This window comes from Acetobacter papayae (genome assembly GCF_047721125.1).
Lineage (GTDB): Bacteria > Pseudomonadota > Alphaproteobacteria > Acetobacterales > Acetobacteraceae > Acetobacter > Acetobacter papayae.
On record NZ_JBDNWF010000023.1, the window covers coordinates 1 to 24,601 of the forward strand.

Consider the following 24,601-nt stretch of genomic DNA (forward strand, 5'->3'; position numbering starts at 1 on the left):
GCCATGCCGCGCGGATATGGGGGCTTATCCGTGACCCTGCCCCCGGCAGGCTCAGCTACGCCCTGCGCATAGCCGCCGGGTGCACCGCCACCGTACTGGTGGGCGAAATCTGGCAGGTGCCCGACCTTGGCGTACCGGCACTGGTTGCGCTGGCATTATGGCAGAAAGACCGCGTGACCAATGTTGTAGCGGGTGTGGCGCTGAACCTGCTTGTTGTTGTGCTGCTGGCTGCCATTTACGCCGTAGTGCGCCTGACGCTGGACCACACCGTAATATTCGTGGCGTATATCACGGTGCTGAGTTTCTGCTTTTTCTTTCTAGGATCAGCCAGCAAGCTCAAGCCTGTCGCCTATATGCTGGGGCTTATCATCATTTATGGTCTGGTGGCGGTGGAAGAAGTCCCTATTGGGGAAATCATAACCCGCGCGCTGCTGTATACAGACCTGTTCCTGCTTGTGCCGGGGGCAGTCATGGTGGTGCTGGGCCTGCTGATCTGCCCCTCCCCCCGGCAGGTCGCGGCTGAAGGCATTGCCGCGCGCCTTCGTGCCAGCGCCATGCTGCTACGGGGTGCCAGCCCGCAGGAACAGACCCACGCCGCCCTGCTGCTACGCGCCGGAGGAGCCGAAATGCTCAAGGCGCTGACCATGGCCAAGCTGGAATATCTGTGGAAACCATCAGACCTCGCCTGCCTGCATCAGGCGGCAAATTCTTCCGTAACCCTGCTTGCTCTGGCGCACGCGGCACAGGCCGAAGGGGCCACCGCCCCCCAGAGCCTGATAACAACTCTTGAAGATATGGCGGATATTTTTTCACACGCCCGCTATCCGGTTGATATTACGGCACCAGATATTCCAGCCGGGCAGCCTGCCCTGCAGGCCATTGCCACGCTGCTGACGGTCTTTACCGTGCCGGAAGCCAAACCTGCCCCGGACAAAACCGAGAAAAAGAAAAAGGACGGTTTTTTCACCGCCGATGCCTTCACTAACCCCGAGCATGTGCGCTTTGCGGTCAAAGGCACGGCAGGGGTCATGATCAGTTATGTATTTTTCCGCTCCATTAACTGGCCGGGCATTCATACCTGCATCATCACCTGCTTTATCGTAGCCCTGCCCACCACGGGCGAGATGGTCTCCAAACTGACACTGCGTATCGTCGGGGCGTGTATCGGCGGGGCCATTGGTATTCTTTCGATCATTTTCATATTGCCGCACATGCAGGGCATTACCGCTTTTCTGATCTTGGTTGCCGTTGTTTCTCTTCTGGCCGCGTGGATCAAAACGGCTGATGAGCGCATTGCCTATTCGGGCTTTCAGATCGGCCTTGCCTTTTACCTGAGCGACCTGAGCGGCTTTGGCCCCACAACCGACATGACAACCGCGCGGGATCGTATAGTTGGCATTCTGGTGGGCAATTTCATAACCTATGCCGTGTTTACAACATTCTGGCCCACCAGCGCCTATGCGGGCATAGCTCCCTGCCTTAAGGCCGTTACCACCCAGCTTGAAAAACTGCGCCGGGCGGTGGGGCCACAGGCCCGGGCCAATGTCATGGCCAGCCTGCAATCCGCCCTTTCAGAAGGCGAACGTCAGGTTGAATACGCCCTCGCGGAACCGCTTCACATGCGACGGAGCATGAAAAACTTTGATGCCCTGCAAAGCGCCTTTACCGATGCCGAACAGATTGGCACCGATATTCTCGAAGGCACGCCCCCCGATCCGGTACACCGTATTGCCGCACTGGAAAAACTGACATCATGAGGATCCGCCCCACCCTGCCGCTCATGGCGGTTCTGGCCTCAGTTCTTGCTGGCTGCGCCACATCGGAACTCGCAACCGCACCAGCCGCCCCCAACCAGCCATGGCAGCCCGACACCAAAGCCGATGGCAGTGTCGTGGCCGCTCATGCAGGCGGCAAAAAAGGTCTGGCCCTCCCGCCGGGTTACACCCTGCCCTCAGACCCGCATGTGGTGACACTGGGCGACTCTCCCCTGCTGCCACCGCAGGGCGGCCACCCCTACACGCTGGCAGAACTGATCGACACCGCACAGTCCTCCAACCCGCAAACCCGTGTGGCGTGGAATACGGCGCGCGATGCCGCACTGGCGGTAGGGATTATCAAAAGCACCTACCTGCCCACCCTCACCGCAACCGTAGTGGGCGGTATCTCCCACAGTGATGGGCAGACCAACAACGCAGCGCTAGATATCAATAACGCCTATTCGCTAAACGCGGATGGCACGCCCCAGCACCACAACACCAATACGGGCGAGGTTCAGACACTGGGCCTGCGGTGGCTGCTGTTCGATTTTGGTCGCCGCGAAGCCCTTGTCCGCAGCGTGCGCGAACTCCAGCTTGCAACAAACGTGCTGTTTACCGCCACACATCAGAAAATCATCTACGCGGTTACAATAGCGTTCTATACCCATGCCGCTGCTGCAAACCGTGTTGTGCTACTCCGCACCTCTCTGGATAACGCCAAGCGGATACAGGCGGCATCCGAAGCCCGACTGAAACAGGGGCAAGGCACGATTGTTGATGTCACACAGGCCCAGCAGGCCACGGCTCAGGTCAACCTGCGTCTGGTGCAGGCCGAAGGGCAGGAGCAAAATACCTATATGGCCCTGCTGAGCGAGACCGGGGCTTCGACCTCATCGCAAATCAAGCTTGAGGACGTATCGGGCCGCCCGTTAACCATGGAAGACGTGCGCTTTAGCGATGAAATGGTCAAACAGGCCGTAGCCCGCAGGCCCGATGTACTGGCTGCCTATGCTGCGGCGCGCTCAGCGCGCAACCGCATTACCGCCGCGCGTGACGCCTTTCTGCCCAGCATTTTCATGACCGGCAACGTCTCCTACGCCACGGGCAGCATGAACCTGACCTCCATGCCCAGTGCTGGCAGTGATTCCACCTCCACCCTCAATCTGTCCGGCAACCGCTTCAGCACCCTGCTGCTGGGGGGCATCAGCGTACCAATCTTTGATGGCGGCATGCGGGCCGCCGCCGTCAAACGTGCGCAGGATCAGTCCGACAGTGCGGAAGCCACGTTGCGGCAGACCGTCAATGACTCCATCAAGCAGGTTGTCATGGCTGAAAACGCGCTGCACACCAGCCTGAGCTCCTATACGGCTTCCACCAGACTATCTGTTGCCTCGCATACCGGTTTTGATGCAGCCCTTGCCGCTTACCGGAACGGGGTGGGCTCAATCACACAGACAGAACTAGCGGGGAATGGCCTGTCAGATGCGGATATCAGCCGCTCGGATGCGTATTACGCCTCGCTGATGGCCGCAGCCGGTCTGGCCTTTGCCACCGGCGCATTGGGCGATGCTCAAAGCATGGGCGAACCGCAGCAGGAAATTGAACCGCCCTGAGGCAGCCCGCGCACTGACTGAGCCGGTGCCGGTATGGCATCGGGCTCAGAACGAGCAAAAGCTTTCGCCAGATAAAAGCATTTTCTGCTCACCCGGAAAAAGCGCTCAATTTTTCAAGAAAAATTGTGGTGCACCCGAAGAGACTCGAACTCCTAACCCCCAGATTCGTAGTCTGGTGCTCTATCCAGTTGAGCTACGGGTGCACTGTGAGGCGGGTTTTAGCGGAACCTGACCGACCCGACAAGCCCGAAAATGCAGTTTTTTCATTTTTTTTACACAAGCCTGAAAAAACCGCGCTTTTCTCTACTTTTCCGGCCTTTTCAATGTGATATGCGCCCGGCAGTCCGAAGCGCCATACACGCCTTCGAACGTATCCCCCACGGGATGGGCCTCAAACACCAGCACTACGGGGTGGTTCTTGTTGTCCTGCAAAACAAGCTGGGCATGATAATGCTGCTTCTGCTTGTCCGGCACGCCGCGCAGAACCAGCGTGCCTGTCTGTGGGGCAAACAGCATATGCTTGGGCATGATCTGCATCAGCGATTCTTCCGCGGTCGGGCAGTTGCTGCCCTTGTCGCGCACCAGCGTGCCCACCCAGTCTCCATAGGGGTCTTCCGCGGCACTGGCTGCATGGGCGGCAGGGGCAAGCGCCGGTGCGCCAGCCGCCGCACAGCCCCCCAGAACAACCGCAAGCCCCACCATGGGGACGCAAGCCTTGCGCGAAACACGGCGCAACACCCGTGCGCGAAGGAAAGAACGAAGCATGACAATACCCTTCAGACCAGAAAACAGGACAGCAGCCCGCACCCGACTGTGCGGCCCTTCGGTGTTGCGGGCAAGCCATGGCCGCGGCCCTGTCCGGCCCGCTGGTGGTTTTTGTGGGTGACGCACGGATGCCATGGCTTTATACCCGGCCCTGTCAAAGCGAAGTAACCCGTAAACCCGCCATGGCTGGTTGATGCCCGCGAACCACCCTTGTAGATGAAGCAGGGTAACCCGGTTCCGTACCGTCACCCAAGCCGCCTGGAAAGACAAGCAAGCCCATGTCCGCTGCCCCCACCGCGCCTGTTTCCTCTGTCACACTGGATGAGAGCCTGCATCAGGATCGTATTCTGATCCTGGATTTTGGCAGCCAGGTGACACAGCTGATTGCCCGCCGTGTGCGCGAGAGCGGGGTGTATTGCGAAATCTGGCCTTTCACCACCGACCCGGCACGCATCAAGGCCTTCGCGCCGCGCGGCATCATTCTTTCCGGTGGCCCGGCAAGCGTGAACGGCCCGGATGCACCGCGCATTCCTGAAATCGTGTTCGATATGGCTGTGCCTGTTCTGGGCATCTGCTACGGGCAGCAGGCCCTGTGCAAGCAGCTCGGCGGGGAAGTGGAAAGCGGCGACCACCGTGAGTTCGGCCGCGCTTTTGTCGATATCGTCGAAGACTGTGCGCTGTTCCGTGGCGCATGGGCGCGTGGTGGCCGCGAGCAGGTATGGATGAGCCATGGTGACCGCGTAACCGCGCTGCCGCCGGGCTTCCGCACTGTGGCTATCAGCGAAGGCGCACCCTTTGCCGTGATCGCGGATGAAGGGCGCAGGCTGTATGGCGTGCAGTTCCACCCCGAGGTGGTACACACCCCCCATGGCGCGGCCCTGCTGCGCAACTTCACGCATAATGTTGCGGGCTGCTCGGGCACATGGACCATGGCTGGTTTCCGTGAAATGGAAATCGCGCGGATTCGCGAACAGGTCGGCACCGGCCATGTCATCTGCGGTCTGTCCGGCGGGGTGGATTCCTCCGTGGCGGCCGTGCTGATCCATGAAGCCATTGGTGATCAGCTTACCTGCATTTTCGTGGATCATGGCATGCTCCGCGCGGGCGAGGCCGAAGAGGTTGTGAGCACCTTTCAGGGCCAGTTCAACATCCGCCTTATCCACCGCGATGCCTCCGACCTCTTCCTGTCAGCCCTCGATGGCGTGACCGACCCCGAAATCAAGCGCAAGACCATCGGCCGCCTGTTTGTCGAAGTGTTTGAGGAAGAAGCCACCAAGCTCGGTGGTGCGCAATTCCTTGCACAGGGCACGCTCTACCCCGACGTGATCGAGAGCGTAAGCTTTACCGGCGGGCCGTCCGTTACCATCAAGTCGCACCACAATGTGGGCGGGTTGCCTGAGCGTATGAACATGAAGCTGGTGGAACCCCTGCGCGAACTGTTCAAGGACGAAGTGCGCGACCTCGGGCGTGAGCTGGGTATTCCCGAAAACATCGTCGGGCGTCATCCCTTCCCGGGGCCGGGCCTGTCCATCCGCATTCCCGGCGCACTCACACGCGAGAAACTGGACCTGCTGCGCAAGGTAGACACCGTTTTTCTGGAAGAAATCCGCGCCGCTGGCCTGTACGATGCCATCTGGCAGGCGTTCGCCGTGCTGCTGCCTGTCCGCACCGTAGGCGTGATGGGCGATGGCCGCACCTACGATCAGGCCTGCGCACTACGTGCCGTTACCAGCACGGATGGCATGACCGCGGATGTCTACCCCTTCGACATGGGCTTCCTGACCCGCGTGGCCGGTCGGATCGTCAACGAAGTGCGCGGCATCAACCGCGTAACGTATGACATCACCTCCAAACCCCCCGGCACCATTGAGTGGGAATAACATCCCGCTCCTGACCCCGGTCTGACAGGCCGGGCGCGGCATACTCGCCGCGCCCGGCTTTTTTATGCTTCAGCCGTGCAGGCGGGTAGCGATTTCGGCCACGCGCTTGGCGTACAGCCGAACCGTTTCCACATCACCTGCGGGAATTTCATCCACGCTAGCATCCGCTGGGCTCTGCACAAGAGCGCCAACAGACCCGCCAAGGTTGTTAACGTCAGAACGGGTAGCGGCCTTGGTGTTGGCCGGAGCAAGCCCGAGGCTAACCCAGATACCACCCTGCTGGGATGCCAGCGTTTGCAGGAAAATAAGGGTAACCTGCTTGTCGCCATTCAGGCTGGCGCTGTTGGTAAAACCACCGAACACCTTGTCCTGCCATGCACGGGTAAACCATTTTTTGGATGTGGCATCAGCAAATTTCTTAAACTGCCATGGCACGGATCCCATATAGGTCGGCGCACCGAAAATAATGGCATCCGCCGCATCCAGCGTGGCCCATCCGGCTTCTGGCACGTTGCCTTCCGCATCGACCTCAACCAGTTCGGCCCCGGCGGCCTGTGCTGCCGCAACCGCGATCTGTTTCGTGTGGCCGTAGCCTGAAAAATAAACAATGACCGTTTTAGCCATGATCGTTCCTGCCTCTGTTAGACGTATCGACGGATACGCGGCCCGCATGGTATATTTTTGAAACCAACCCAACAAGAAGTTACCTCGCGGTAACCATGCCGAAAGAAAAACAGCGTGTCCGCCAGCCCCAGCTCCGCCACCCAAACTGCCGATGATTACAATGTCTGTGCAAAAAACTGCCCGGCCAGAATGGTGTTTGAACGGCTGGCAGACAAATGGACACTGCTGATCATACGGGTTTTGTGCCAGGGGCCATGCCGGTTCAATCAGTTGCGCCGTGAAATCGAAGGAATTTCGCAAAAAGCGCTCAGCCAGACCCTGCGCAAGCTGGAGCGTGACGGGCTGGTAAGCCGCACGGCTTTTCCCACGGTGCCTGTCACGGTGGAATACGCCCTGACCCCACTGGGCGAGACGCTCTCAAACCGGATTGCCCCCCTGCTGTGCTGGGCGGAAGATCAGATCCAGCATGTGCTCGAAGCCCAGCGCCAATACGACAGCCGCCAGTAGAAAGCCTGTGCATTGCCCGCCTGCATCAGATAAAAATAACCTTCAAAACCGGATGGTTCCGTCTTTTCTGGGGTGATGCGTGTCGTTCCTTCGCAGTTTTGTCATCAATCTTGAGCACGATCACACGCGGCGCGCCCATATGCAGGCGCAGCTTGAGGCACTCGGCATGCAGGCGGAGTTTGTGCCCGCTGTTAATGGCCGCGCGCTCTGCGCGGCTGATTACGCGCTATACGACCGCCAGAAAGCCCTACGTATCTACGGCGTTGAAATGATGGATACCGAAATCGGATGCTATCTGAGCCACTACCGTCTTTACGAACGCATGGTGCGCGAGGCCATACCGGTTGCCCTGATCATGGAGGACGATATTGAAATCAGTCCGGCATTTCCGGCCATTATCAACGAACTGATTGCCGATCCAACACCCCCATGGCTGGCGGTCCGTTTCGAATCCCTGCGCGGTCGCGTGCGTGAGGCAAAGACGACCAAATTCAAAGGCGAATGTGTAAAACAGCTCCATAATGCAGGACTTTATCGCCTGCATACACATGTGCTGGGTTTTGGCGCCTACCTGATCCGCCGGGAAGGGGCAGAGCATATGCTCCGCTATGGGCAGCGCATTTTCATGCCCATAGACCAGACCATGGACCGGTATTGGGAAAACGGCATTACGCCTTATATTGTCAGGCCTTTACCGGTGCATCAGAGGCAGGATTTTGAATCCCGCATAGGGGCCCGCCCCCCCAGCCGCCATGTGGGGCAGCCGCTACGGGTGCAGATAGCCAGAAGAGGGCAAAGACTATCCGACGGGCTACACAAGCGACTGCACGCCGTGCGCAACCGGGACTGAAAGCCCCTTATCAGAACAGAGATAATGCGGCCCTACGTATCATGAGCCCAGCAGAAAACGTGTCAGCTTGCCTACCTACGCAGCTGGGCCAGGGGCCCAAAAAAACCTGTCCGCCACCATAGCTGCCTTCCATCAACAGAATAAACCCGTCTATCAGCAAATCGGGATCGGCAGGCAGCAGCGAGAACACGACACCGTTGCTGATGCGCATTAATGGAATGCTAAAAAGCCTACCGTGCAGATTGTGCAAGAAAAAATCGCGTTATAACGCCCAAGCCCCTGTGCCGGCCTCAATCCCTCAGGATCTTGAGCCGGGCGAGATCACGACACAGCCGCTCAGCTTGCGGCAGGCATCCTGTGCCTGACCATGCGACAGGTTAACCAGCCGGGCGCGATAAAGCTTGCCACCACGGCCGGGAACCGGTGCCACCTGCGGGCGGGCCTGCGCAAGCAGCACCTGTGCCCGCTGGCGGGCCTGCCCCGTAGCCTGCTGCGCCAATGCCGCGCTACCAAACGCCCCAACCTGAATGGCCCAATTATGCAGCCCGCTCTCACGGGCCTGCCGCGTCATGAGCGGTACGGGCTCAGCCTGCGCTGCGGGAAACAGCCCGAAATGCACCCCATGCGTCCCCGAGCCGGAGCCGGACGATGTGCCCGCACGCGTATCCGGTGCGGCCACCGGGCTGGTATCGACCGCATCATCATCCTGCGGGGCAGCCTGTTCCGCCGCACTGTCAGCACCCGAAAGCTGCGCCACCTGCACGGGAGCAGAAGCGGCATCCTGCGCAGGAGCCGCTGCCCCGCTCTGGGATGAAGCCATACGGCTGGCCCATGCAGCGCGCACCGCCGCCGCACTATCGGAAGCGGCACTGCTGCTGGCAGCGGTATCGGGGGATGCCGTATCGTTACCGATCACGTCTGCCACCTGCACGGGCTGTTCCACCGCCCCCTTGTGGCTCCATGCAGTCTGCACGGCGCTGATTTCATGCGCACTCGCCGGCCCCGCCGCCCGGGCGGCGGCACGGGCCATGGGGTCATGGCTGGCAACCAGCAGATCCGCCTGTGATCGGTTGCTAGGCGACACGCCCACAATACGCCGCCCGATGGAAGCAACGTAATTGCGTGTCTCACGCGGCAGGGTGCGGTTGCGGGTTAGAAAATCCTCCAGCCGCCCCGGCCCTGCATTATAGGCTGCAAGAAACCCCGGAGAGCCGTAAACATCATAAAGCTGACGGATATACGCCGTGCCCGCCATGATGTTGTCATGCGGTTCGTAGGCGTCATCTCCCAGACTATAGGTGGCACGCATTTCATCATATGTGGGGGGCATAAGCTGCATCAGCCCCATGGCACCGGGGCCGGATGTAACAAGCTGGCCGTTATGGAACAGCCGCCCGCCCGATTCCTGCACGATCACGGCGCGTACCCATGGCTCTGGCACGTCAAATCTCTGCGAAGCCTCATGCACGTAAGGTCCCCACGGGTCTTCCGGCGGGCCGGGTGGCGTATAATAGGCGCGGGCATGGGCGCGGTAACGGGCGGCTTCCTCCTCCACCGGCATGGATACGGTCTCACCCGGATGGCCCGCACAGGCCGCCAGTACGGACAAAAGGCCCAGCGCCATGAACGCACGCGCAAGCTTGCCGCCCACAGAGGGTTCAGCCCCGTGTGGCGTGTCCATTTTCCGCTCTTCCCGCACCTGCCTGCGGCACTGGCTGGCTGCCATGCTGCTTGATCCACCCTTCGCATGAAACTGGCCGGGCCCTATGACTGAATAGCCCACCAGCAACCGTGTGCATGACACGCCGGACACCCACCCGACCGGGCCGGTCATACCCGACTGGCACTATACCCCGCCCCGGACAGGGCGCAAGAAAAGCCGCACGCCCTGCGGCTACAGCATGATTTTGGTCTTTGCATGGCAGAGCGGGTCATCCACGCCTCCATTTTCATTTCGATATGGTTACGTTCTTGCCCACACCGGGTGATCCTGTTCTTATGGACCATCGTCCAGACTTATCCGCACCAAGAGAAAAGACCCGCAATGACCGGAAAACTGCATTATCAGAACCGTGGCTCCTACGGCGACAGGATCATTCCCGCCGCCGACATACCCGCTTTGCCGCCCCCGCCCTATCAGAACAGCTTTCCCGTAAAACTGCCCGATGGAGACTGGGCTGAACTGCCTTTTCTCGCTCTACCGGATGATTTCAGCACCGCCATTGCGTATCTGTGCATCACGGAAAACTCGTTCGATCTGGAAGACAGGCTCAGCACCGCCATGGCCGATCTGGCGCGCCCGCTAGCCCCCGATATTGTGGTGGGCATGCCAACGCTGGGCATGGTGCTGGCGGCCTCCGTGGCCAAAAAGCTGGGCCATCCGCACTATGTGCCGCTCTCCTACTCGCGCAAATTCTGGTTCGAGGATGAGCTATCCACCCCAGTTGTTTCCATTACCAGCCCGCTCAAGCCCAAGACGGTTTTTATAGACCCGCGCATGCTCTCCCGACTGGAAGGCAAACGCATCCTTTTGGTGGAAGACGTGATTTCGACCGGCGGCACGGTGCTGGCCGAGCTTGAGCTGATGAAAAAACTGGGCGGCAATGTTGTAGGCGTCATTACCGCCATCAAGGAAACCAATGTGTGGCAGAAAACGCTGGGCGATGCCTCGGCGGATTACCCGGCACTGGTGCATGCTCCTGTCAGTTGCCCGCTCTTTCGCAAGGTACCCGGCGGCTGGGCACCGGACATGGCCACCATGCCAACAGAATAGCGGCTACAGTATGGGGAGCGTTCGCGCACCCCATACCTCCGCGCGCCTGAACAGGTGTAGAGAAAACCGCCTTAGAGCAGCTTGGTCATTTTCAGAACCAGCCATGTGCCCAGCATGATCAGAAAACACAGCCCACCGGCATCGATCGTGCCCCAGTTGCCCGAGGTCAGGAACATGCCACCCGTGTTCATGCCGAAAAAGCCGGTTACAAATGTTGCCGGCAGCATCAGCGTTGTGCCAACGGACACGATATACAGACGCCGGTTGGTTTCTTCCGCCTGATTGGATGTGAGTTCATCCTGCAAGGAGCGCGCACGGTCCTGCAAGGCCAGAAGGTCATCCAGCGCTGCGTGAACCTGCCGCTGCGAACGATCGCTCAGATCATCCTCGGCCCATTCAGGCAGTTCCAGTTCCTCATCACGAAACAGGCGGTCTACCGGAGCCAGCACGCGGCGCAGTTCGGTAGAACGGCGGCGCACGATACCCAGCAGACTGCTGACCCGCCCCAGATCCGTATCGCGCGAGATATCGAGCAGCACATCTTCAGTGCGGTCAAGCAGGTCATCCAGCCGGGCGAAATCGCGCCGCAGGGTATCGGCAAATTCGAGCAGTGCGCGGTCCACCACCTTGGCGGGCGAACGCGGCACAAGCCCGCGCTGGAGTTCATGATACACCACCCCCAGAGCCGGAATCGGGTGGCGGCGGGTTGTCAGCAGCAGGTCGGGCTCCAGCACAAAGCGCCATGTGCTGACATTACGTTCATCATCGGTGGAGGTATCGTCAAACGCGGGGAGTGCGCCAAACACAATATCCCCATCACTATCCAGCCGGGTGCTGCGCTCCACATTGGTCAGCACCTGCCGCACATCTTCAGGCAGAGAGGGAATATTTTCGATCTGGGTGCGAGAAAGCGTATGCACGATATCGAAGTGGAACCACGCCCAGCCCCCTTCCCCGTCAAATTCGGGGGGGAAGGCACCTGTCATCAGACGGTGGTGCACCACCTCACGGTCCAGTTCCACGGGTTCATGCCCAAAACGGCAGAAAATGCCCCAGACCAGCCCATCGCGCGGCGAAATACCGGCCTCGCCCTGCTCAAGCAGCATCGACCCGCCGGGCAGAGATGCCCGAGCGGGAAAATCCGTGGCCGCGCCACCAGCCCGGAACCGGGAGGATGAGGAGATTCCAACCATCACGACACTCCCGCCTGCACCCTTACGGCCTGCGCCACGCCGCTCTGGCGTGGCCATTCATGGATATATCCTTACCATGCTGCCGAAAGGCGCGCAAAAGCCCCGCCGCCCATGGCAGCGGCGGCCATTAGCGCCAGTTGGGGCCAGAACGCACCGGGGTCAGGCCCGACAGGTCATGCGCAACACGCAGCCCGCCACCAGCCCGACGGCCACCACGCGCACCACCGCGGTTCTCGCCCGCGGCCCCCGTGCCACGGCCTGCACCACCACGGGTATCGGCGTTTTTCTCGGCTCCGGCCTTCAGGGCGGGAGCGGCTGCCAGTTCCGCTTCAAGCTGGGCAATGCGCTTGCGCACGCTCTCACGCAGTGCAGGCGCGGTGTGAGACTTCATGGAAACAAGCGTTTCCTTCAGTTCACGCAACTGCTTCTGCTTTTCCGCCAGTGAGCGACGAATGGGCTGGTTGTCCGACATCTGACCTTGAAACGCACGCATCGTTCTCTCTTCCTCCATACAGAGGCCGCGCGCATGGGTACCGCACGGCAGATTATTGAAAAATACCGGATTCTCCGCCCTTTTACGCATAGGCGGCACAGCCGCAGACCCGCACAGGCCGCCGGCTGAAAAACCGACGGTGTTGCACGAAGTGCGACCGTTTTATGAATTTCGGTGCAGGATCTCCCGCAGCGCATCCAGCAGTGCCTGGCACTGCCCATCCGTTCCGACCGTGATACGAAGCCACGCTTCGGTGCGCTCACCCTTAAGGTGACGGACGATAATCGCTTTCTCCCTCAGTCGGGCAGCCAGTTCGACTGCCTCGCGGTTCGGGTGGCGAGTGTACACAAAATTCGCACAGGACGGCAAGACGTCAAACCCAAGAGCCTCAAGCCCGGCACTCAACTGCGTCCGGCTGGCGATAACCTGCTCGACACACTGCTTCAGCCACGCCTCATCCTCAACCGATGCCTGCGCCCCGGCCTGCGCCAGACGGTCCAGCGGGTAGGAATTAAAGCTGTCCTTGATGCGGGTCAGACCTTCGATCAGCTCCGGCTGGCCAAAGGCAAACCCGACGCGCAGCCCTGCCAGCGCCCGCGACTTGGAGAAAGTCTGCACCACCAGAAGGTTGGGATAGTCAGGCACCAGACTGGCCGCACTCTGCGCGCCGAAATCGACATAGGCTTCATCCACCAGCACCACCCTGTCGGGGTGGCGCTCCAGCAGGCGGCGGATTTCAGCCAGATCAAGCGCCATGCCGGTGGGTGCATTGGGGTTGGCCAGTACGATACCGCCGCATGGCCCGGTATAGTCGTCCACCCCCACACGCATGGCGCCATCAAGCGGCACAAGACGGTAAGGCAGGCTGTACAGGCCGCAATACACCTTGTAAAAACTATAGGTTACATCGGCAAACAGCACCGCTTCGCCATGGCCGAAAAACGCCTGAAAGGCATGGGCCAGCACTTCATCCGACCCGTTACCAACAAACACATGCGAAGGGTCCAGCCCTACGCGCTGGCCCAGCGCCGTACGCAGGGCCAGTGCTTCGGGGTCTGGGTAGAGGCGCAGCGTGTCATCCGCTGCCTCACGCAGGGCCGCCAGTGCACGGGGCGAGGGGCCATACGGCAGTTCGTTCGTGTTCAGCTTGATCAGATTGGCGATACGAGGCTGCTCGCCCGGCACGTAAGGGGTGAGGCGATGAACGAGAGGGCTCCAGAAACGGCTCATATCCGACGCAATCCAGCAAAAAACGACACACGGCATTTTGGCGGGGTCGCCTGTTGCGCCGCGCCAGTCCTGTCAGAAAAAAGAAAGCAAACGCGCCCTCAGGGCTTTTGTGGCTCCTGAGCCAGCACCTGCGCCAGTGCGGCACCACCCTGCCTGCGGGCCAGTTCGATGGCGTTCAGGCCCTCGCCGTCGCGGCGATACGGGTCGGCACCAGCGGCCAGCAGCAGGCGCGCCATATCCTCGCGGCCGAACATAACCGCAAACATCAGCGGCGTACGGCCCACGGCATTGGCGACATCAACCCCCGCCCCGGCCTCCAGCAGCAGGCGTGCGAGCGCCAGATCGCCCTTGAAGGCAACCCCGGCAAGGGCGGTTGCCCCCTTTTCGTCCTGCGCGTCCACATCCGCGCCATGGGCAAGCAATACGCGCGCGGCTTCAAGGTGACCATTATAGGTCGCCAGAATCAGGGGCGTGTAGCCCTTGTCCGTGCGCAGACTGGCCTGCATGCCCGCATCGAGAAAGCGGGCAAGCAGTTCGGCCTCGCCTTCACGCGCGGCATCAAGAAACAGGGCTTCAACCTGGGCGCGGGTAAAATCAGGCGCGCCCCCGCTCTGGCCCTGGCCCGTGCTGTCGGACCCGTGCGGAGTCCGGGCAGACTCTTGCGTCATCATTGATCTCCGGCAAACATGAGTGAAGGACAGACGGCAAAACCATCCATATCCGCACAGCATATCCTGCACGGAGCCAGACGGCAAACATGGCTGCAAACGCCCCCGCCAAGGCCCATACACGCATACATTATGCCCCGCGTAGCAGAATTCTTGCACATCAAAGCAGCGCTCATGACTTGCCGAAAAACCCGGAACCATGGAAATGTGCCCCGCATGTTGTGGGGCTGCCAGCAGACCCCCTATTATTTATGGGCGTCACAAAGGTGAAACTCAGGTGAAGGACAGGTCTGTCATGCGCGTTTCTCTCCCCTCCCCCGCTTGCGCGCCGGAAGGTGTTTCCTCAGGGGCCGCGCACAACGGCGCGCTGGATACGACGTGCATCAACACCATGCGCACGCTGGTGATGGACGCCGTGCAAAAAGCCAATTCCGGGCACCCCGGTGCCGCCATGTCCATGGCGCCGGTGGCCTATACGCTGTGGCAGAACGTCCTGCGCTACGACCCCGCCGACCCGCTATGGCCCAACCGTGACCGCTTTGTGCTGTCCATCGGCCATGCGTCCATGCTCCTGTATACCCTGATCCATCTGGCAGGCATCCGGCAGGTCAAGGATGGCAAGGTCACGGCTGAACCTGCCCTGAGCGTGGCCGACCTTGAGCAGTTCCGCCAGCTTGGCTCCAAAACCCCCGGCCACCCGGAATACGGCCACACCACGGGTGTTGAAACCACAACAGGCCCGCTGGGGGCTGGTTGCGCCACCTCCGCTGGCATGGCCATGGCCGAAAAATGGCTGGCCGCACGCTATAACCGCCCCGGTTTCGAACTGTTCGACCACGCGGTTTACACCCTGTGTGGCGATGGCGACATGATGGAAGGCGTGACCAGCGAGGCAGCCTCGCTCGCAGGGCACCTGAAGCTGGGCAACCTGATCTGGATTTATGATTCAAACCGGATTTCCATCGAAGGCTCGACCGATGTAGCCTTTACGGAAAACGTGGCCGAGCGCTTTGCCGCCTATGGCTGGCAGGTGCTGGACCTGCCCGATGCAAACGACACCGCCACCCTGCAAACACTGCTGACACAGGCCCGCGCCGAAACCGCCCGCCCCACGCTGATCATCGCGCATTCCGTCATTGCATGGGGTGCACCCCACAAGGCGGGCAAAGCTTCTGCCCATGGCGAACCGCTGGGTGCGGAAGAAGTGCGCGAAACCAAAAAGGCGCTCGGCTGGCCCGAAGACAGCCAGTTTCTGGTGCCCGATGGCGTGCTGGAACACCTGCAGGCGGGCCTTGGCGCGCGCGGCGGTGCCGAACGGGCACGCTGGTACGCGCTGTTTGAAGCCTACCGAGCCGCCCACCCGACGGAAGCAGCGGAACTGGATGCGATTTTTGCCAGAACCCTGCCCTCCGGCTGGGATGAGGCCCTGCCCACCTACCCCGCCAGCGCCAAAGGCACAGCCAGCCGCGCCAGCTCGGGCGAGACACTGAACGCACTGGCCACCCGCCTGCCCTGGCTACTGGGAGGTTCGGCCGATCTCGCGCCTTCCACCAAAACGCTGCTGAGCGGGCAAGACAGCTTCCAGCCGCCGCAGTGGGGCGGGCAGTATAGCGGGCGCAATTTCCATTTTGGCGTGCGTGAACACGCCATGGGCTCCATGGCCAACGGCATGGCGCTGTATGGCCTGCGCTCTTACGCTGCGGGCTTCCTGATCTTTTCCGACTACATGAAGGCCCCCATCCGCCTTTCCGCCCTCATGGGCCTGCCGGTAACCTATGTTTTCACGCACGACTCCATCGGCGTGGGAGAAGACGGGCCGACACATCAGCCGGTGGAGCAGCTTGTCCAGCTTCGCGCCACACCGGGGCTGACCACCCTGCGCCCGGCAGACGCCAACGAGGTCGTGGAAGCCTGGCGCTTTGTCGCGACCCATAACGGCCCCGTGGCTCTGGCACTGAGCCGCCAGAACCTGCCCACGCTCGACCGCGCGCACTATGCCCCCGCCAGCGGCGTGGCGCAGGGCGGCTACGTGCTGGGTGGGCATGAGGCACAGCCCACCGTTATCCTGATCGCCTCGGGCAGCGAGGTTGGTCTGGCTGTCAGTGCATATGAAACCCTGCGGGCTGAAGGCATTGCCGCCCGTGTGGTGTCCATGCCGAGCTGGGAACTGTTCGAGGCCCAGCCACAATCCTACCGTGATACGGTGCTACCGCCTGACGTAACCGCAAGGGTAGTGGTGGAAGCCGGCTCCCCCATCGGCTGGGACCGCTACGCGGGAGCCAAAGGCGAAATCATTGCCATGCGTGGCTTTGGTGCCTCGGCTCCGGCGGGGCAACTGGCCGAGCAGTTCGGCTTTACGGTTGAAGCCGTACTGGCGGCGGCCCGCCGTCAGCTCACCCACGCGGGCTGACAAAACCCGGCACGGATTCCGGCATGGATCACAGCCATGCCGGATGGCCACAGGACAGAAGACCACGCCCACCACGCCCCCCGGCAAGCTGGCCGACAGCACGCCAGCCGGGCGCACGGGAGCGGATGACAAGCAAGGACAGGTGCATGACAGCCTCCGCCACTTCCGCCACCAACCCGTTGCAGGGTCTGGCGACATTCCAGCAATCCCCTTGGCTGGACTTTATCCGGCGCGGTTTTGTGCAGGATGGCTCGCTTGAGCGTCTGGTGCAGGCGGGCGATATCCGGGGCGTGACCTCCAACCCCGCCATTTTCCAGAAAGCCATGGGCGAAGGCACGGAATACGATGCGCAGATGCGCGACGTGCTGGCCCACACCACCCCCACGCCGGGCGGCCTGTACGAACAGCTTGCCATTAGCGATATTCAGGCCGCCGCCCGTGTGCTGGAGCCTGTCTACACCGCCAGTGCCGGTCGCGACGGCTTTGTAAGCCTTGAGGTTTCGCCCTATCTCGCGCGTGATGAAGACGCCACGGCCGAGGAAGCCGCCCGCCTGTGGGCTGCGGTGGACAAAGCCAACCTGATGGTAAAAATCCCCGCGACACCGCAGAGCGTGCCCGCCATCCGGCGCAGCATCGCGGCGGGGATCAATGTCAATGTCACGCTTATTTTCTCGCTCGCCGCGTATCGCGATGTGGTGGAAGCATGGCTGAGCGGGCTGGAAGCGCTGCACGCACGCGGGGGCGACCTGTCGCGCGTGGCCTCGGTGGCCTCGTTCTTTGTCAGCCGTATTGACGCCAAGCTGGATGCCGCAATCGACCGCCGCGTGAAAGCGGGCGACAAGGACGCCACGGCCCTGAACACCCTGCGCGGACAGGTCGCCATCGCCAATGCCAAGATGGCCTATGCCTACTGGCAGGAAATCATGCAGACCCCACGGTGGAAAACGCTGGAAGCCGCTGGCGCGCAGACCCAGCGCCTGCTCTGGGCTTCCACCGGCACCAAGGACCCCGCTTACAGCGATGTGCTGTATGTGGAAACGCTGATCGGCCCGCATACGGTCAACACCCTGCCCCCCGCCACCATGGATGCCTTCCGCGACCACGGCACCCCGCGTGAAACCCTGACAACGGGAGTGGATCAGGCCCGCCACGTCATGGCGGAAGCCGAAAGGCTCGGCCTTGATCTAGATGGCGTAACGGCAACCCTGCTGGATGAAGGCGTAAGCGCCTTTGAAGAGGCGTTTGACGCGCTGCTGGGCTCCGTAGCCGCCAAGCAGATCGCCCTGATGGGCAACAGCCTGACGGATATGAAAACCTCCCTGCCTGAAGCACTTCAGACCGTGGTGGACAAAGGGCTGGAAGAATGGCGACGCAGCGGGGCTATCCGCCGCCTGTGGGCGCATGACGCCAGCGTATGGACCAACGGGCCGGAAGGAAGCTGGCTCAACTGGCTGGGTGCTGTGGATGCTGGGCTGAACGACCTTGCCGGGCTTGAGGCCTTCCAGTCCGAGGTCAAGGCACGCGGGTTCAGGCATGTGCTGCTGATGGGCATGGGTGGTTCCAGCCTTGGGCCGGAAGTGCTGGGCATGACCTTTGGCAAGCATGAAGGCTTTGGCCACCTGTTCGTGCTCGACAGCACCGACCCCCAGCAGGTCGCGCATTATGCGGGCCAGATCGACCCAGCGCACACGCTGTTTATCGTGGCCTCCAAATCCGGCACCACGCTTGAGCCCAATATCATGCTGGCCTACTTCCTTGATCTGGCGCGCAAAGCGCTGGGAGAGGCCGCAGGCGCGCAGTTTGTGGCCATTACCGACCCCGGCTCCAAGCTGGAGGCGCTGGCGCAGGCGGAAGGGTTCTGGAAAATCTTCCCCGGCGACCCGCAGATAGGCGGGCGTTACTCCATCCTGTCCAATTTCGGGCTGGTGCCTGCCGCAGCCATTGGCGTGCCGCTGCGCCTGTTCCTGCACGATGCCCAGCGCGGCGCACATCTGTGCGATGCCTCAGCCCCGCCCGCCGTCAATCCCGGCGTACGTCTGGGTGCCATTCTGGGGCTGGCCGCACGCGACCTCGGGCGCGACAAGCTGACCGTGATCGCCACCCCCGAAATTGCTGATTTTGGCGCATGGCTGGAACAGCTCGTGGCCGAATCGACCGGCAAGCAGGGACGCGGCATTATCCCGCTGGATAACGAAACCCCCGGCGGGCTGAAGCATTACGGCAAGGACAGGCTGTTCCTGTATCTGCGTCTGGCTCCCTCGCACCGCCACGAGCAGGACGAAACCGTGGCGGCACTGGTAGAGGCCGGTCAGCCGGTCATTACCATTACGCTGCATGAGCGCCGCCAGATTGCGCAGGAATTCTTCCGCTGGGAGATTGCCACCGCCGTTGCGGGCGCGTTCCTTGGCATAGACCCGTTCGACCAGCCGGATGTGGAATCCAACAAGGTCGAAACCCGCAAGCTGACGGAAGCCTTTGAAAAAAACGGCGCACTCCCGCCTGAAGAACCGTTCGTCCGCTTTGGCGCGCTATCCTTCCTTGCGGACCCGGCCAATACACAGGCCCTGACCAGCACCACGCCAGACAGTGCCGCCGCCCTGCTGCGCACGCATTTCAAGCGCCTGCAGGCAGGCGATTATGCCGCCCTGCTGGCCTTTATCGTGCGGGACCGCCACACCATGGAATGGATGCAGCATAACCGCCTGCATGTGCGCGATGTGTGCAATGTGGCCACCACCGCACAGTTCGGGCCGCGCTTCCTGCACTCCACCGGGCAGGCCTATAAGGGCGGGCCGGATACGGGGGTGTTCCTCCAGATCACGGCGGACGATGCACACGACCTGCCCGTGCCCGGCACGCGCTACACGTTTGGCGTGGTCAAAGCCGCACAGGCGCGTGGTGATTTTGATGTTCTGGCAGAGCGCAAACGCCGCGCCCTGCGGGTACATATCCATGGCGATCTGCATGAAGGACTTGCGGCACTGGCCACAGCACTGCATGACGCCCTGCAGGCAATAGCAGCGGAGAAATAAGAATGCGGATCGGCATTGTCGGACTGGGCCGGATGGGGGGCAATATTGCCGTCCGCCTGACACGCCACGGACATGAAGTTGTGGTGCATGACCGGGATGCGGCAACGGTGGAAAAAACCGTGGCCCGCGCGCAAGGCTCACTGGCCACCCCGGCCGCAAGCCTTGCGGAACTGGTCACGCTGCTGGGCGAAGGCAGCGCAGAAGGCACCCGCCGCGTGGTGTGGTCCATGCTGCCCGCAGGCGAAATCACGGAAGAAACCGTAATGTCCCTCGCCGGGCTGATGGGCCGGGGCGATATCATCATCGATGGTGGCAACACCTACTACAAGGATGATATCCGCCGCGCTCAGGTGCTGGCCGAGAAAGGCATAGACTATCTGGATATCGGCACATCCGGTGGGGTGTGGGGTCTGGAACGCGGCTACTGCATGATGTACGGCGGCGACAAGCAGGCAGCCGATTACATCGACCCGATCCTGTCCGCTCTGGCACCCGGCAAGGGAGATATTCCCCCCACGCGCGGTCGTGAGCGCGACGGGCTCGACCCCCGTGCCGAGCAGGGCTACCTATATTGCGGGCCTGCGGGCTCGGGCCATTTTGTCAAAATGGTTCATAACGGCATCGAATACGGCATGATGCAGGCCTTTGCCGAAGGCTTTGACGTCATGCACCGCAAGGATTCGCCTCTGGTGGCCGAGGGCGAGCGCTTTTCGCTCAACATGGCCGATATTGCCGAAGTGTGGCGGCGCGGCAGTGTTGTGTCCTCCTGGCTTCTGGACCTGACGGCCGAAGCCCTTGCCCGCACGGGTGACCTGTCGGAATTCAGTGGCGAAGTATCGGATTCCGGCGAAGGCCGCTGGACGATCGAAGCCGCAATTGAGGAAGCCGTGCCGGTGCCGGTCATGACGGCAGCGCTGTTCACGCGCTTTCGCTCGCGCAGTGGCAATACCTTTGCTGAAAAAATCCTGTCCGCCATGCGCTTCGGCTTTGGTGGACATGTAGAAAGCAAGGACTGAGAAGCATGACCGCCAGCCACCCCACCGCCGCTACTGGCCCGCTCAAGGTTTTCCCCGACAGCACAGAACTGGTGCACACGCTGGCGGAACATCTGCTCACACTGGCGCTCGGCACGCTGGCGAAAGAAGGGGCTGACCGCCCCTTCCGCATCGCGCTCAGCGGCGGCACCTCCCCGCAGGCCCTGTACAAGCTCATGGCCAGCCCGGCTTATGCAAGCCGCTTTCCATGGGCGCAAACGCAGTTCTTTGTGGTGGATGACCGCTTCGTGCCGTATTCCCATGAGGACAGCAATGGCGGCATGCTGCAACGTCTGCTGTTCGAGCGCGTGCCGCTACCAAAGGGCAACGTCTTTCTGATGCCCGATAGCGGCGAACCGGCCGAGGCTGCCCGCAGTTACGAGGCAACCCTGCGCCAGGTCACGGGCCTGACCCACCTGCCCGCAGCGGGTGATGCCACAGCCCGCCCCCTGCTTGATGTCAGCCTGATGGGCATGGGCTCAGACGGCCACACGGCCTCGCTGTTTCCGGGGCAGGACGTGCTGACCAACCATACGGACTGGGTCTCTTACTGCACGCCCACCACGGCCCCGCATACCCGCCTGACCCTGACCTACCCCGCCATTGCGGCCAGCCGCCACGTTATTTTTCTGGTAACCGGGGAAGACAAGCAGACCATGATGGCGCGCGTGCGGGCACAGGATTTAAGCCTGCCCACCACCGCCATTGCCGCACTGCGCGATGTCACATGGTTTATGGATCAGGCAGCGCTCCCCCCCGCTGCCTGATACCATTTCCTTTTCGTTACAATTTTTTCGGCATAACCTTGTGGCATCCGGCCACGCGGAACGGTATCGTGCGCGCTGTCGCAGGTGATGGTCTCATCCTTGCCAAAAGATGAACGATTCTTCATATCCTTGGCAGAACCAAATCAGGACAGCCACATGACCGCCACACCGCCCGACCCCGCCGCCGCCTTCAAGGAACAGGCCGCCATAGCCGCCGCCGCTCTGGTAGAGGACGGCATGGCCGTTGGTCTGGGCACCGGCTCCACCGCCCGGTTTGTGGTGGCGGAACTAGGCCGCCGCGTGCGTGAGGAAGGTCTGCGGATCTGCGCTATTCCTACCTCCATCGTGACGGAAAAGCAGGCGCGCGAGGAAGGGATTCCGCTCACCACCTTCGGGGCTCATCCGGCACTCGATATCGCCATTGACGGCGCGGATGAAATCGAACCCGGCACGCTCAACCTGATCAAGGGTCTGGGCGGGGCGCTGCTCTGGGAAAAAATCGTGGCCTCCGCCGCCTCGCGTTTCGTCATCGTAGCGGATGCCTCAAAATATGTTGATCACCTTGGCGGGCACTGCCCCCTGCCGGTGGAAGTCATTCCCTTCGGGTGGGAGAACGTGGCCCGCAAACTGGCAGCGCTAGGCGCGCAGGCCACGCCCCGGCGGCAGCGCGATGGTAGCTTTTTCCTGACCGACGAAAAAAACCTGATTCTGGACTGTGTGTTCGGCCCTATCATGAACCCCGATGCCCTCAGCACCGCTCTGGCGGAAACGGTGGGCGTGGTGGAACACGGGCTGTTCCTGCACATGGCCACACAGACCATTACCGCAGGCCCCGAAGGCCTGCGCGTGCTCGAACCGCATAAAAACTGATCCCACCCTAAGGAAAACCACCATAAGGGGCCACGCCAGTGCCGCAGAATGCCTCCACCATATCGCCAGACCACACCCTGCCCAGACAGCCTGCCGCCCGCGGCATTGCCCCGCGGCTGGTTGTGGTGATGGGCGTTGCTGGATCGGGCAAAAGCACCATTGCCGAAGGCCTGCATAACGAGCTGGGCTGGCCATGGCAGGATGCCGATGCCCTGCACAGCCCAGAAAGCCGAGCACTCATGGCAGCAGGCACCCCGCTGGACGACACCTTGCGCGTAGACTGGCTGACCCGGTGCCATACATGGCTGGCCGAACATGCCCGCCACGGACAGGGGGCTATTCTGGCCTGCTCGGCCCTGCGCCGCAGCTACCGTGACCGCCTGCGCGCAGGCGGTTTGCGCCCGCTGTTTATCGCGCTGGAGGCCGACCCAGCCAGCCTGTCGCAGCGGCTTGAAAAACGACCCGGCCATTTCATGCCCGCCAGTCTGCTGCCCAGCCAGCTTGCCACACTGGAGCCGCTCACCCCGGATGAAGACGGCATAGCACTCCAAAGCCTGACACAACCGGCGGAAACCATAGCCATGGCCCTGCACGCGCTAAAAATCGCTGGTAGGGTCTGACACAAAGGCGGGGGGAGACACGATATGGGACATAACTACGCCAGACCGCTGACACCCGGCCAGAAGCTCGAACGCCTTCTGGAGCGTATTCCCCCCTCCTGGCATATCAGAATGGAACGTCAGGCGGGCGAGGCAGGCTGGCGTGCCCTTGCCCACCCACCGGGGCAGGAAGGCCAATGGAGCGACCCCGCCCCCGACCCGGCGGATGCTCTCGAAGATAGCTGGCGGCGCAACCGCACCGTGCTGGCCTGAACGCATGACCGCCCCACAGCTCCCCATCGCCCAGCCGCACCACGCCAGCCACCCTGCACGCCATCCCCCTCCGCGCCCGCGCTTTTCGCATCGGCCCCTGCGCCACGCCGCCTGTGCCGTGCTGGCCGGGCTGCTGGCCGCCTCCACCCTGCCCGCATACGCCGACACACCACCCCCCCGCATGGTTACGGACATGGGTGGGGCCGTTGTAAGCATCCCGCAGGATAACGGGCCGATTGCCGATCTGTGGTACGCGCATAACGAAATCACCGTCATGCTGGGTGGGGCCGGGCGTATTGCCGTCAGCGCGGAAAGCCCGACGGAAAGCCCATGGCTGTTCCGTTTCTTTCCCGCCCTACTAAAGGCCCGCACGGGTATCCGCCCCGATACCGCCAGCGCGGAAGACCTGCTGGCCCGCCATATCGCCCTTGTGTTCGTTTCATCGCGCGCCAAGGCGGAGGAACTGCGCCGCGCGGGCCTGCCTGCCCTGAGTGCTGAATACGCCACGCAGGCCGACCTGCTGCGCTCGCTCGATATGACGGCGCAGGCCCTCGGCACGGATGAAGCCACCCGCACCGCTGCCCTGTATCACCAGCGGATGGCAGAAACCCTCACCCTGCTGCACACACGTCTGGCCAGCCTGCCTGAGCAGAACAGGCCCCGCGTGCTGCATATTGCCCGACTTGAACCCCTGCAGGTGGATGGCGGCAATACGCTGGTGGATGCCTGGATTACAGCGGCAGGCGGGCGCAATGCCGCAACGGTTTCGGGCAACCACCGGCCAGTTTCTGCCGAGCAGATTCTAGCGTGGAATCCCGATATCGTCATCGTGGATGCTTCCGCCGGGGTCGTGCCGGCCACATCTCCGCTGATGGCGCTGCCTGCGTTGCAGACGGGGCGCTGGTGGCGCAACCCGCGCGGTATTTTTGCATGGGACCGTTACGGTTGCGAAGACCTGCTGCAACTCTACTGGGCTGCCACACGCCTGCACCCGGAGCTGTTTGCCGATATCGATATCCGCTCGGTCGCATTCACATTTTATCAGACATTTTTCCATGTGAATCTGACAGATGATGAAATGACACGTATCCTGTCAGGCAATCCCCCCGCACCCGATAACGCACGGGAAAGAAAGGAAAAATCTCATTAACCCGTTATCCCATGCCCATGAGGCGGGCATAAAAATGGTTTCCAAACCATGACTATGGAAACCCGGAGCTAACGCACGGTCTTATTTCTCATACGTTACTTTTATCTCTGCAT

General features: G+C 61.7%; 21 protein-coding genes and 1 tRNA gene. 14 read left to right on the forward strand and 8 right to left on the reverse strand.

Going from position 1 to position 24,601, the window contains the following annotated elements; all coding sequences use genetic code 11:
- Positions 1-14: 14 nt before the first annotated feature.
- On the forward strand, positions 15-1,757 hold the full coding sequence (locus ABF757_RS08190; protein WP_415481750.1) for an FUSC family protein: 1,743 nt from the start codon (positions 15-17) through the stop codon (positions 1,755-1,757).
- Entirely contained in the window at positions 1,754-3,370 is a 1,617-nt protein-coding gene (locus ABF757_RS08195; protein ID WP_415481716.1) for a TolC family protein, read from the forward strand. The genes ABF757_RS08190 and ABF757_RS08195 overlap by 4 nt, the downstream gene beginning before the upstream one ends.
- 126 nt (positions 3,371-3,496) lie before the next feature.
- On the opposite strand, the gene ABF757_RS08200 is transcribed toward ABF757_RS08195, so the two are convergent.
- Positions 3,497-3,573 (reverse strand) — tRNA-Arg (locus ABF757_RS08200).
- A 100-nt stretch (positions 3,574-3,673) separates the two neighbouring features.
- Positions 3,674-4,135, reverse strand: coding sequence for a hypothetical protein (locus ABF757_RS08205; protein WP_415481717.1), 462 nt, complete (start codon positions 4,133-4,135; stop codon positions 3,674-3,676).
- Positions 4,136-4,413: 278 nt separating this feature from the next.
- Here ABF757_RS08205 and guaA point away from each other — a divergent pair, with 278 nt between their 5' ends.
- Entirely contained in the window at positions 4,414-6,015 is a 1,602-nt protein-coding gene (gene guaA, locus ABF757_RS08210) for a glutamine-hydrolyzing GMP synthase (RefSeq protein ID WP_415481718.1), read from the forward strand.
- A gap of 69 nt (positions 6,016-6,084) precedes the next feature.
- On the opposite strand, the gene ABF757_RS08215 is transcribed toward guaA, so the two are convergent.
- The gene (locus ABF757_RS08215; protein WP_415481720.1) at positions 6,085-6,639 is read right to left on the reverse strand and encodes a flavodoxin domain-containing protein; all 555 of its coding nucleotides are present in this window, start codon (positions 6,637-6,639) and stop codon (positions 6,085-6,087) included.
- A gap of 114 nt (positions 6,640-6,753) precedes the next feature.
- Here ABF757_RS08215 and ABF757_RS08220 point away from each other — a divergent pair, with 114 nt between their 5' ends.
- Positions 6,754-7,146 (forward strand): winged helix-turn-helix transcriptional regulator, encoded by a 393-nt coding sequence (locus ABF757_RS08220; RefSeq protein WP_415481722.1) that lies wholly within the window; start codon positions 6,754-6,756, stop codon positions 7,144-7,146.
- 79 nt (positions 7,147-7,225) lie between these two features.
- Entirely contained in the window at positions 7,226-7,996 is a 771-nt protein-coding gene (locus tag ABF757_RS08225; protein ID WP_415481723.1) for a glycosyltransferase family 25 protein, read from the forward strand.
- A gap of 298 nt (positions 7,997-8,294) precedes the next feature.
- Here the strand turns inward: ABF757_RS08225 and ABF757_RS08230 are convergent, their stop codons facing one another.
- Positions 8,295-9,677: a transglycosylase SLT domain-containing protein gene (locus ABF757_RS08230; RefSeq protein WP_415481751.1), complete on the reverse strand. Its 1,383-nt coding sequence runs from the start codon at positions 9,675-9,677 to the stop codon at positions 8,295-8,297.
- Positions 9,678-10,040: 363 nt separating this feature from the next.
- Between ABF757_RS08230 and ABF757_RS08235 the strand changes: the two genes are divergently transcribed.
- Positions 10,041-10,769, forward strand: coding sequence for a phosphoribosyltransferase (locus tag ABF757_RS08235; protein ID WP_415481724.1), 729 nt, complete (start codon positions 10,041-10,043; stop codon positions 10,767-10,769).
- A 71-nt stretch (positions 10,770-10,840) separates the two neighbouring features.
- Here ABF757_RS08235 and ABF757_RS08240 read toward each other — a convergent pair whose 3' ends face one another.
- The 4 genes from ABF757_RS08240 to ABF757_RS08255 all read right to left on the reverse strand — a co-directional run bounded on the left by ABF757_RS08240 (position 10,841) and on the right by ABF757_RS08255 (position 14,353).
- Complete coding sequence (locus ABF757_RS08240) at positions 10,841-11,875, reverse strand: transporter (RefSeq protein ID WP_051543302.1); 1,035 nt, start codon at positions 11,873-11,875, stop codon at positions 10,841-10,843.
- 214 nt (positions 11,876-12,089) lie between these two features.
- Entirely contained in the window at positions 12,090-12,455 is a 366-nt protein-coding gene (locus tag ABF757_RS08245) for a hypothetical protein (RefSeq protein ID WP_415481726.1), read from the reverse strand.
- A 162-nt stretch (positions 12,456-12,617) separates the two neighbouring features.
- The gene (gene hisC, locus ABF757_RS08250) at positions 12,618-13,685 is read right to left on the reverse strand and encodes a histidinol-phosphate transaminase (RefSeq protein WP_415481728.1); all 1,068 of its coding nucleotides are present in this window, start codon (positions 13,683-13,685) and stop codon (positions 12,618-12,620) included.
- A gap of 98 nt (positions 13,686-13,783) precedes the next feature.
- Entirely contained in the window at positions 13,784-14,353 is a 570-nt protein-coding gene (locus ABF757_RS08255) for an ankyrin repeat domain-containing protein (RefSeq protein ID WP_025861240.1), read from the reverse strand.
- Positions 14,354-14,648: 295 nt separating this feature from the next.
- Between ABF757_RS08255 and tkt the strand changes: the two genes are divergently transcribed.
- The 8 genes from tkt (at position 14,649) to ABF757_RS08295 (ending at position 24,488) form a co-directional block, all read left to right on the forward strand.
- Positions 14,649-16,763, forward strand: a complete 2,115-nt coding sequence (gene tkt, locus ABF757_RS08260; protein WP_415481729.1) for a transketolase — start codon at positions 14,649-14,651, stop codon at positions 16,761-16,763.
- A gap of 146 nt (positions 16,764-16,909) precedes the next feature.
- Complete coding sequence (locus ABF757_RS08265; protein WP_415481730.1) at positions 16,910-19,795, forward strand: bifunctional transaldolase/phosoglucose isomerase; 2,886 nt, start codon at positions 16,910-16,912, stop codon at positions 19,793-19,795.
- A 2-nt stretch (positions 19,796-19,797) separates the two neighbouring features.
- Complete coding sequence (gene gnd, locus ABF757_RS08270) at positions 19,798-20,811, forward strand: phosphogluconate dehydrogenase (NAD(+)-dependent, decarboxylating) (RefSeq protein ID WP_415481731.1); 1,014 nt, start codon at positions 19,798-19,800, stop codon at positions 20,809-20,811.
- A 5-nt stretch (positions 20,812-20,816) separates the two neighbouring features.
- Positions 20,817-21,596 carry a 6-phosphogluconolactonase gene (pgl, locus tag ABF757_RS08275; protein ID WP_415481732.1) on the forward strand — a complete coding sequence of 260 codons (780 nt, stop codon included), beginning with the start codon at positions 20,817-20,819 and terminating at the stop codon, positions 21,594-21,596.
- Positions 21,597-21,752: 156 nt separating this feature from the next.
- On the forward strand, positions 21,753-22,466 hold the full coding sequence (gene rpiA / locus ABF757_RS08280) for a ribose-5-phosphate isomerase RpiA (protein WP_415481733.1): 714 nt from the start codon (positions 21,753-21,755) through the stop codon (positions 22,464-22,466).
- 38 nt (positions 22,467-22,504) lie between these two features.
- A complete protein-coding gene (locus ABF757_RS08285; RefSeq protein ID WP_415481734.1) occupies positions 22,505-23,086 on the forward strand; it encodes a gluconokinase in 582 nt (193 codons plus the stop codon).
- 24 nt (positions 23,087-23,110) lie between these two features.
- Positions 23,111-23,338 (forward strand): hypothetical protein, encoded by a 228-nt coding sequence (locus ABF757_RS08290; protein WP_025861232.1) that lies wholly within the window; start codon positions 23,111-23,113, stop codon positions 23,336-23,338.
- Positions 23,339-23,342: 4 nt separating this feature from the next.
- Complete coding sequence (locus ABF757_RS08295; RefSeq protein ID WP_415481735.1) at positions 23,343-24,488, forward strand: ABC transporter substrate-binding protein; 1,146 nt, start codon at positions 23,343-23,345, stop codon at positions 24,486-24,488.
- Positions 24,489-24,601 lie beyond the last annotated feature (113 nt).

What these genes read in the sequence shown, in the direction of transcription:
- ABF757_RS08290 (WP_025861232.1), top strand. Translation starts at nt 23,111, where the DNA reads ATGGGACATAACTACGCCAGACCGCTGACACCCGGCCAGAAGCTCGAA.
- ABF757_RS08215 (WP_415481720.1), bottom strand. Translation starts at nt 6,639, where the DNA reads ATGGCTAAAACGGTCATTGTTTATTTTTCAGGCTACGGCCACACGAAA.
- ABF757_RS08245 (WP_415481726.1), bottom strand. Translation starts at nt 12,455, where the DNA reads ATGCGTGCGTTTCAAGGTCAGATGTCGGACAACCAGCCCATTCGTCGC.
- gnd (WP_415481731.1), top strand. Translation starts at nt 19,798, where the DNA reads ATGCGGATCGGCATTGTCGGACTGGGCCGGATGGGGGGCAATATTGCC.
- ABF757_RS08265 (WP_415481730.1), top strand. Translation starts at nt 16,910, where the DNA reads ATGACAGCCTCCGCCACTTCCGCCACCAACCCGTTGCAGGGTCTGGCG.
- ABF757_RS08295 (WP_415481735.1), top strand. Translation starts at nt 23,343, where the DNA reads ATGACCGCCCCACAGCTCCCCATCGCCCAGCCGCACCACGCCAGCCAC.
- rpiA (WP_415481733.1), top strand. Translation starts at nt 21,753, where the DNA reads ATGACCGCCACACCGCCCGACCCCGCCGCCGCCTTCAAGGAACAGGCC.
- ABF757_RS08255 (WP_025861240.1), bottom strand. Translation starts at nt 14,353, where the DNA reads ATGACGCAAGAGTCTGCCCGGACTCCGCACGGGTCCGACAGCACGGGC.
- ABF757_RS08230 (WP_415481751.1), bottom strand. Translation starts at nt 9,677, where the DNA reads ATGGACACGCCACACGGGGCTGAACCCTCTGTGGGCGGCAAGCTTGCG.
- guaA (WP_415481718.1), top strand. Translation starts at nt 4,414, where the DNA reads ATGTCCGCTGCCCCCACCGCGCCTGTTTCCTCTGTCACACTGGATGAG.
- pgl (WP_415481732.1), top strand. Translation starts at nt 20,817, where the DNA reads ATGACCGCCAGCCACCCCACCGCCGCTACTGGCCCGCTCAAGGTTTTC.
- hisC (WP_415481728.1), bottom strand. Translation starts at nt 13,685, where the DNA reads ATGAGCCGTTTCTGGAGCCCTCTCGTTCATCGCCTCACCCCTTACGTG.
- tkt (WP_415481729.1), top strand. Translation starts at nt 14,649, where the DNA reads ATGCGCGTTTCTCTCCCCTCCCCCGCTTGCGCGCCGGAAGGTGTTTCC.
- ABF757_RS08240 (WP_051543302.1), bottom strand. Translation starts at nt 11,875, where the DNA reads ATGCTGCTTGAGCAGGGCGAGGCCGGTATTTCGCCGCGCGATGGGCTG.
- ABF757_RS08235 (WP_415481724.1), top strand. Translation starts at nt 10,041, where the DNA reads ATGACCGGAAAACTGCATTATCAGAACCGTGGCTCCTACGGCGACAGG.
- ABF757_RS08205 (WP_415481717.1), bottom strand. Translation starts at nt 4,135, where the DNA reads ATGCTTCGTTCTTTCCTTCGCGCACGGGTGTTGCGCCGTGTTTCGCGC.
- ABF757_RS08195 (WP_415481716.1), top strand. Translation starts at nt 1,754, where the DNA reads ATGAGGATCCGCCCCACCCTGCCGCTCATGGCGGTTCTGGCCTCAGTT.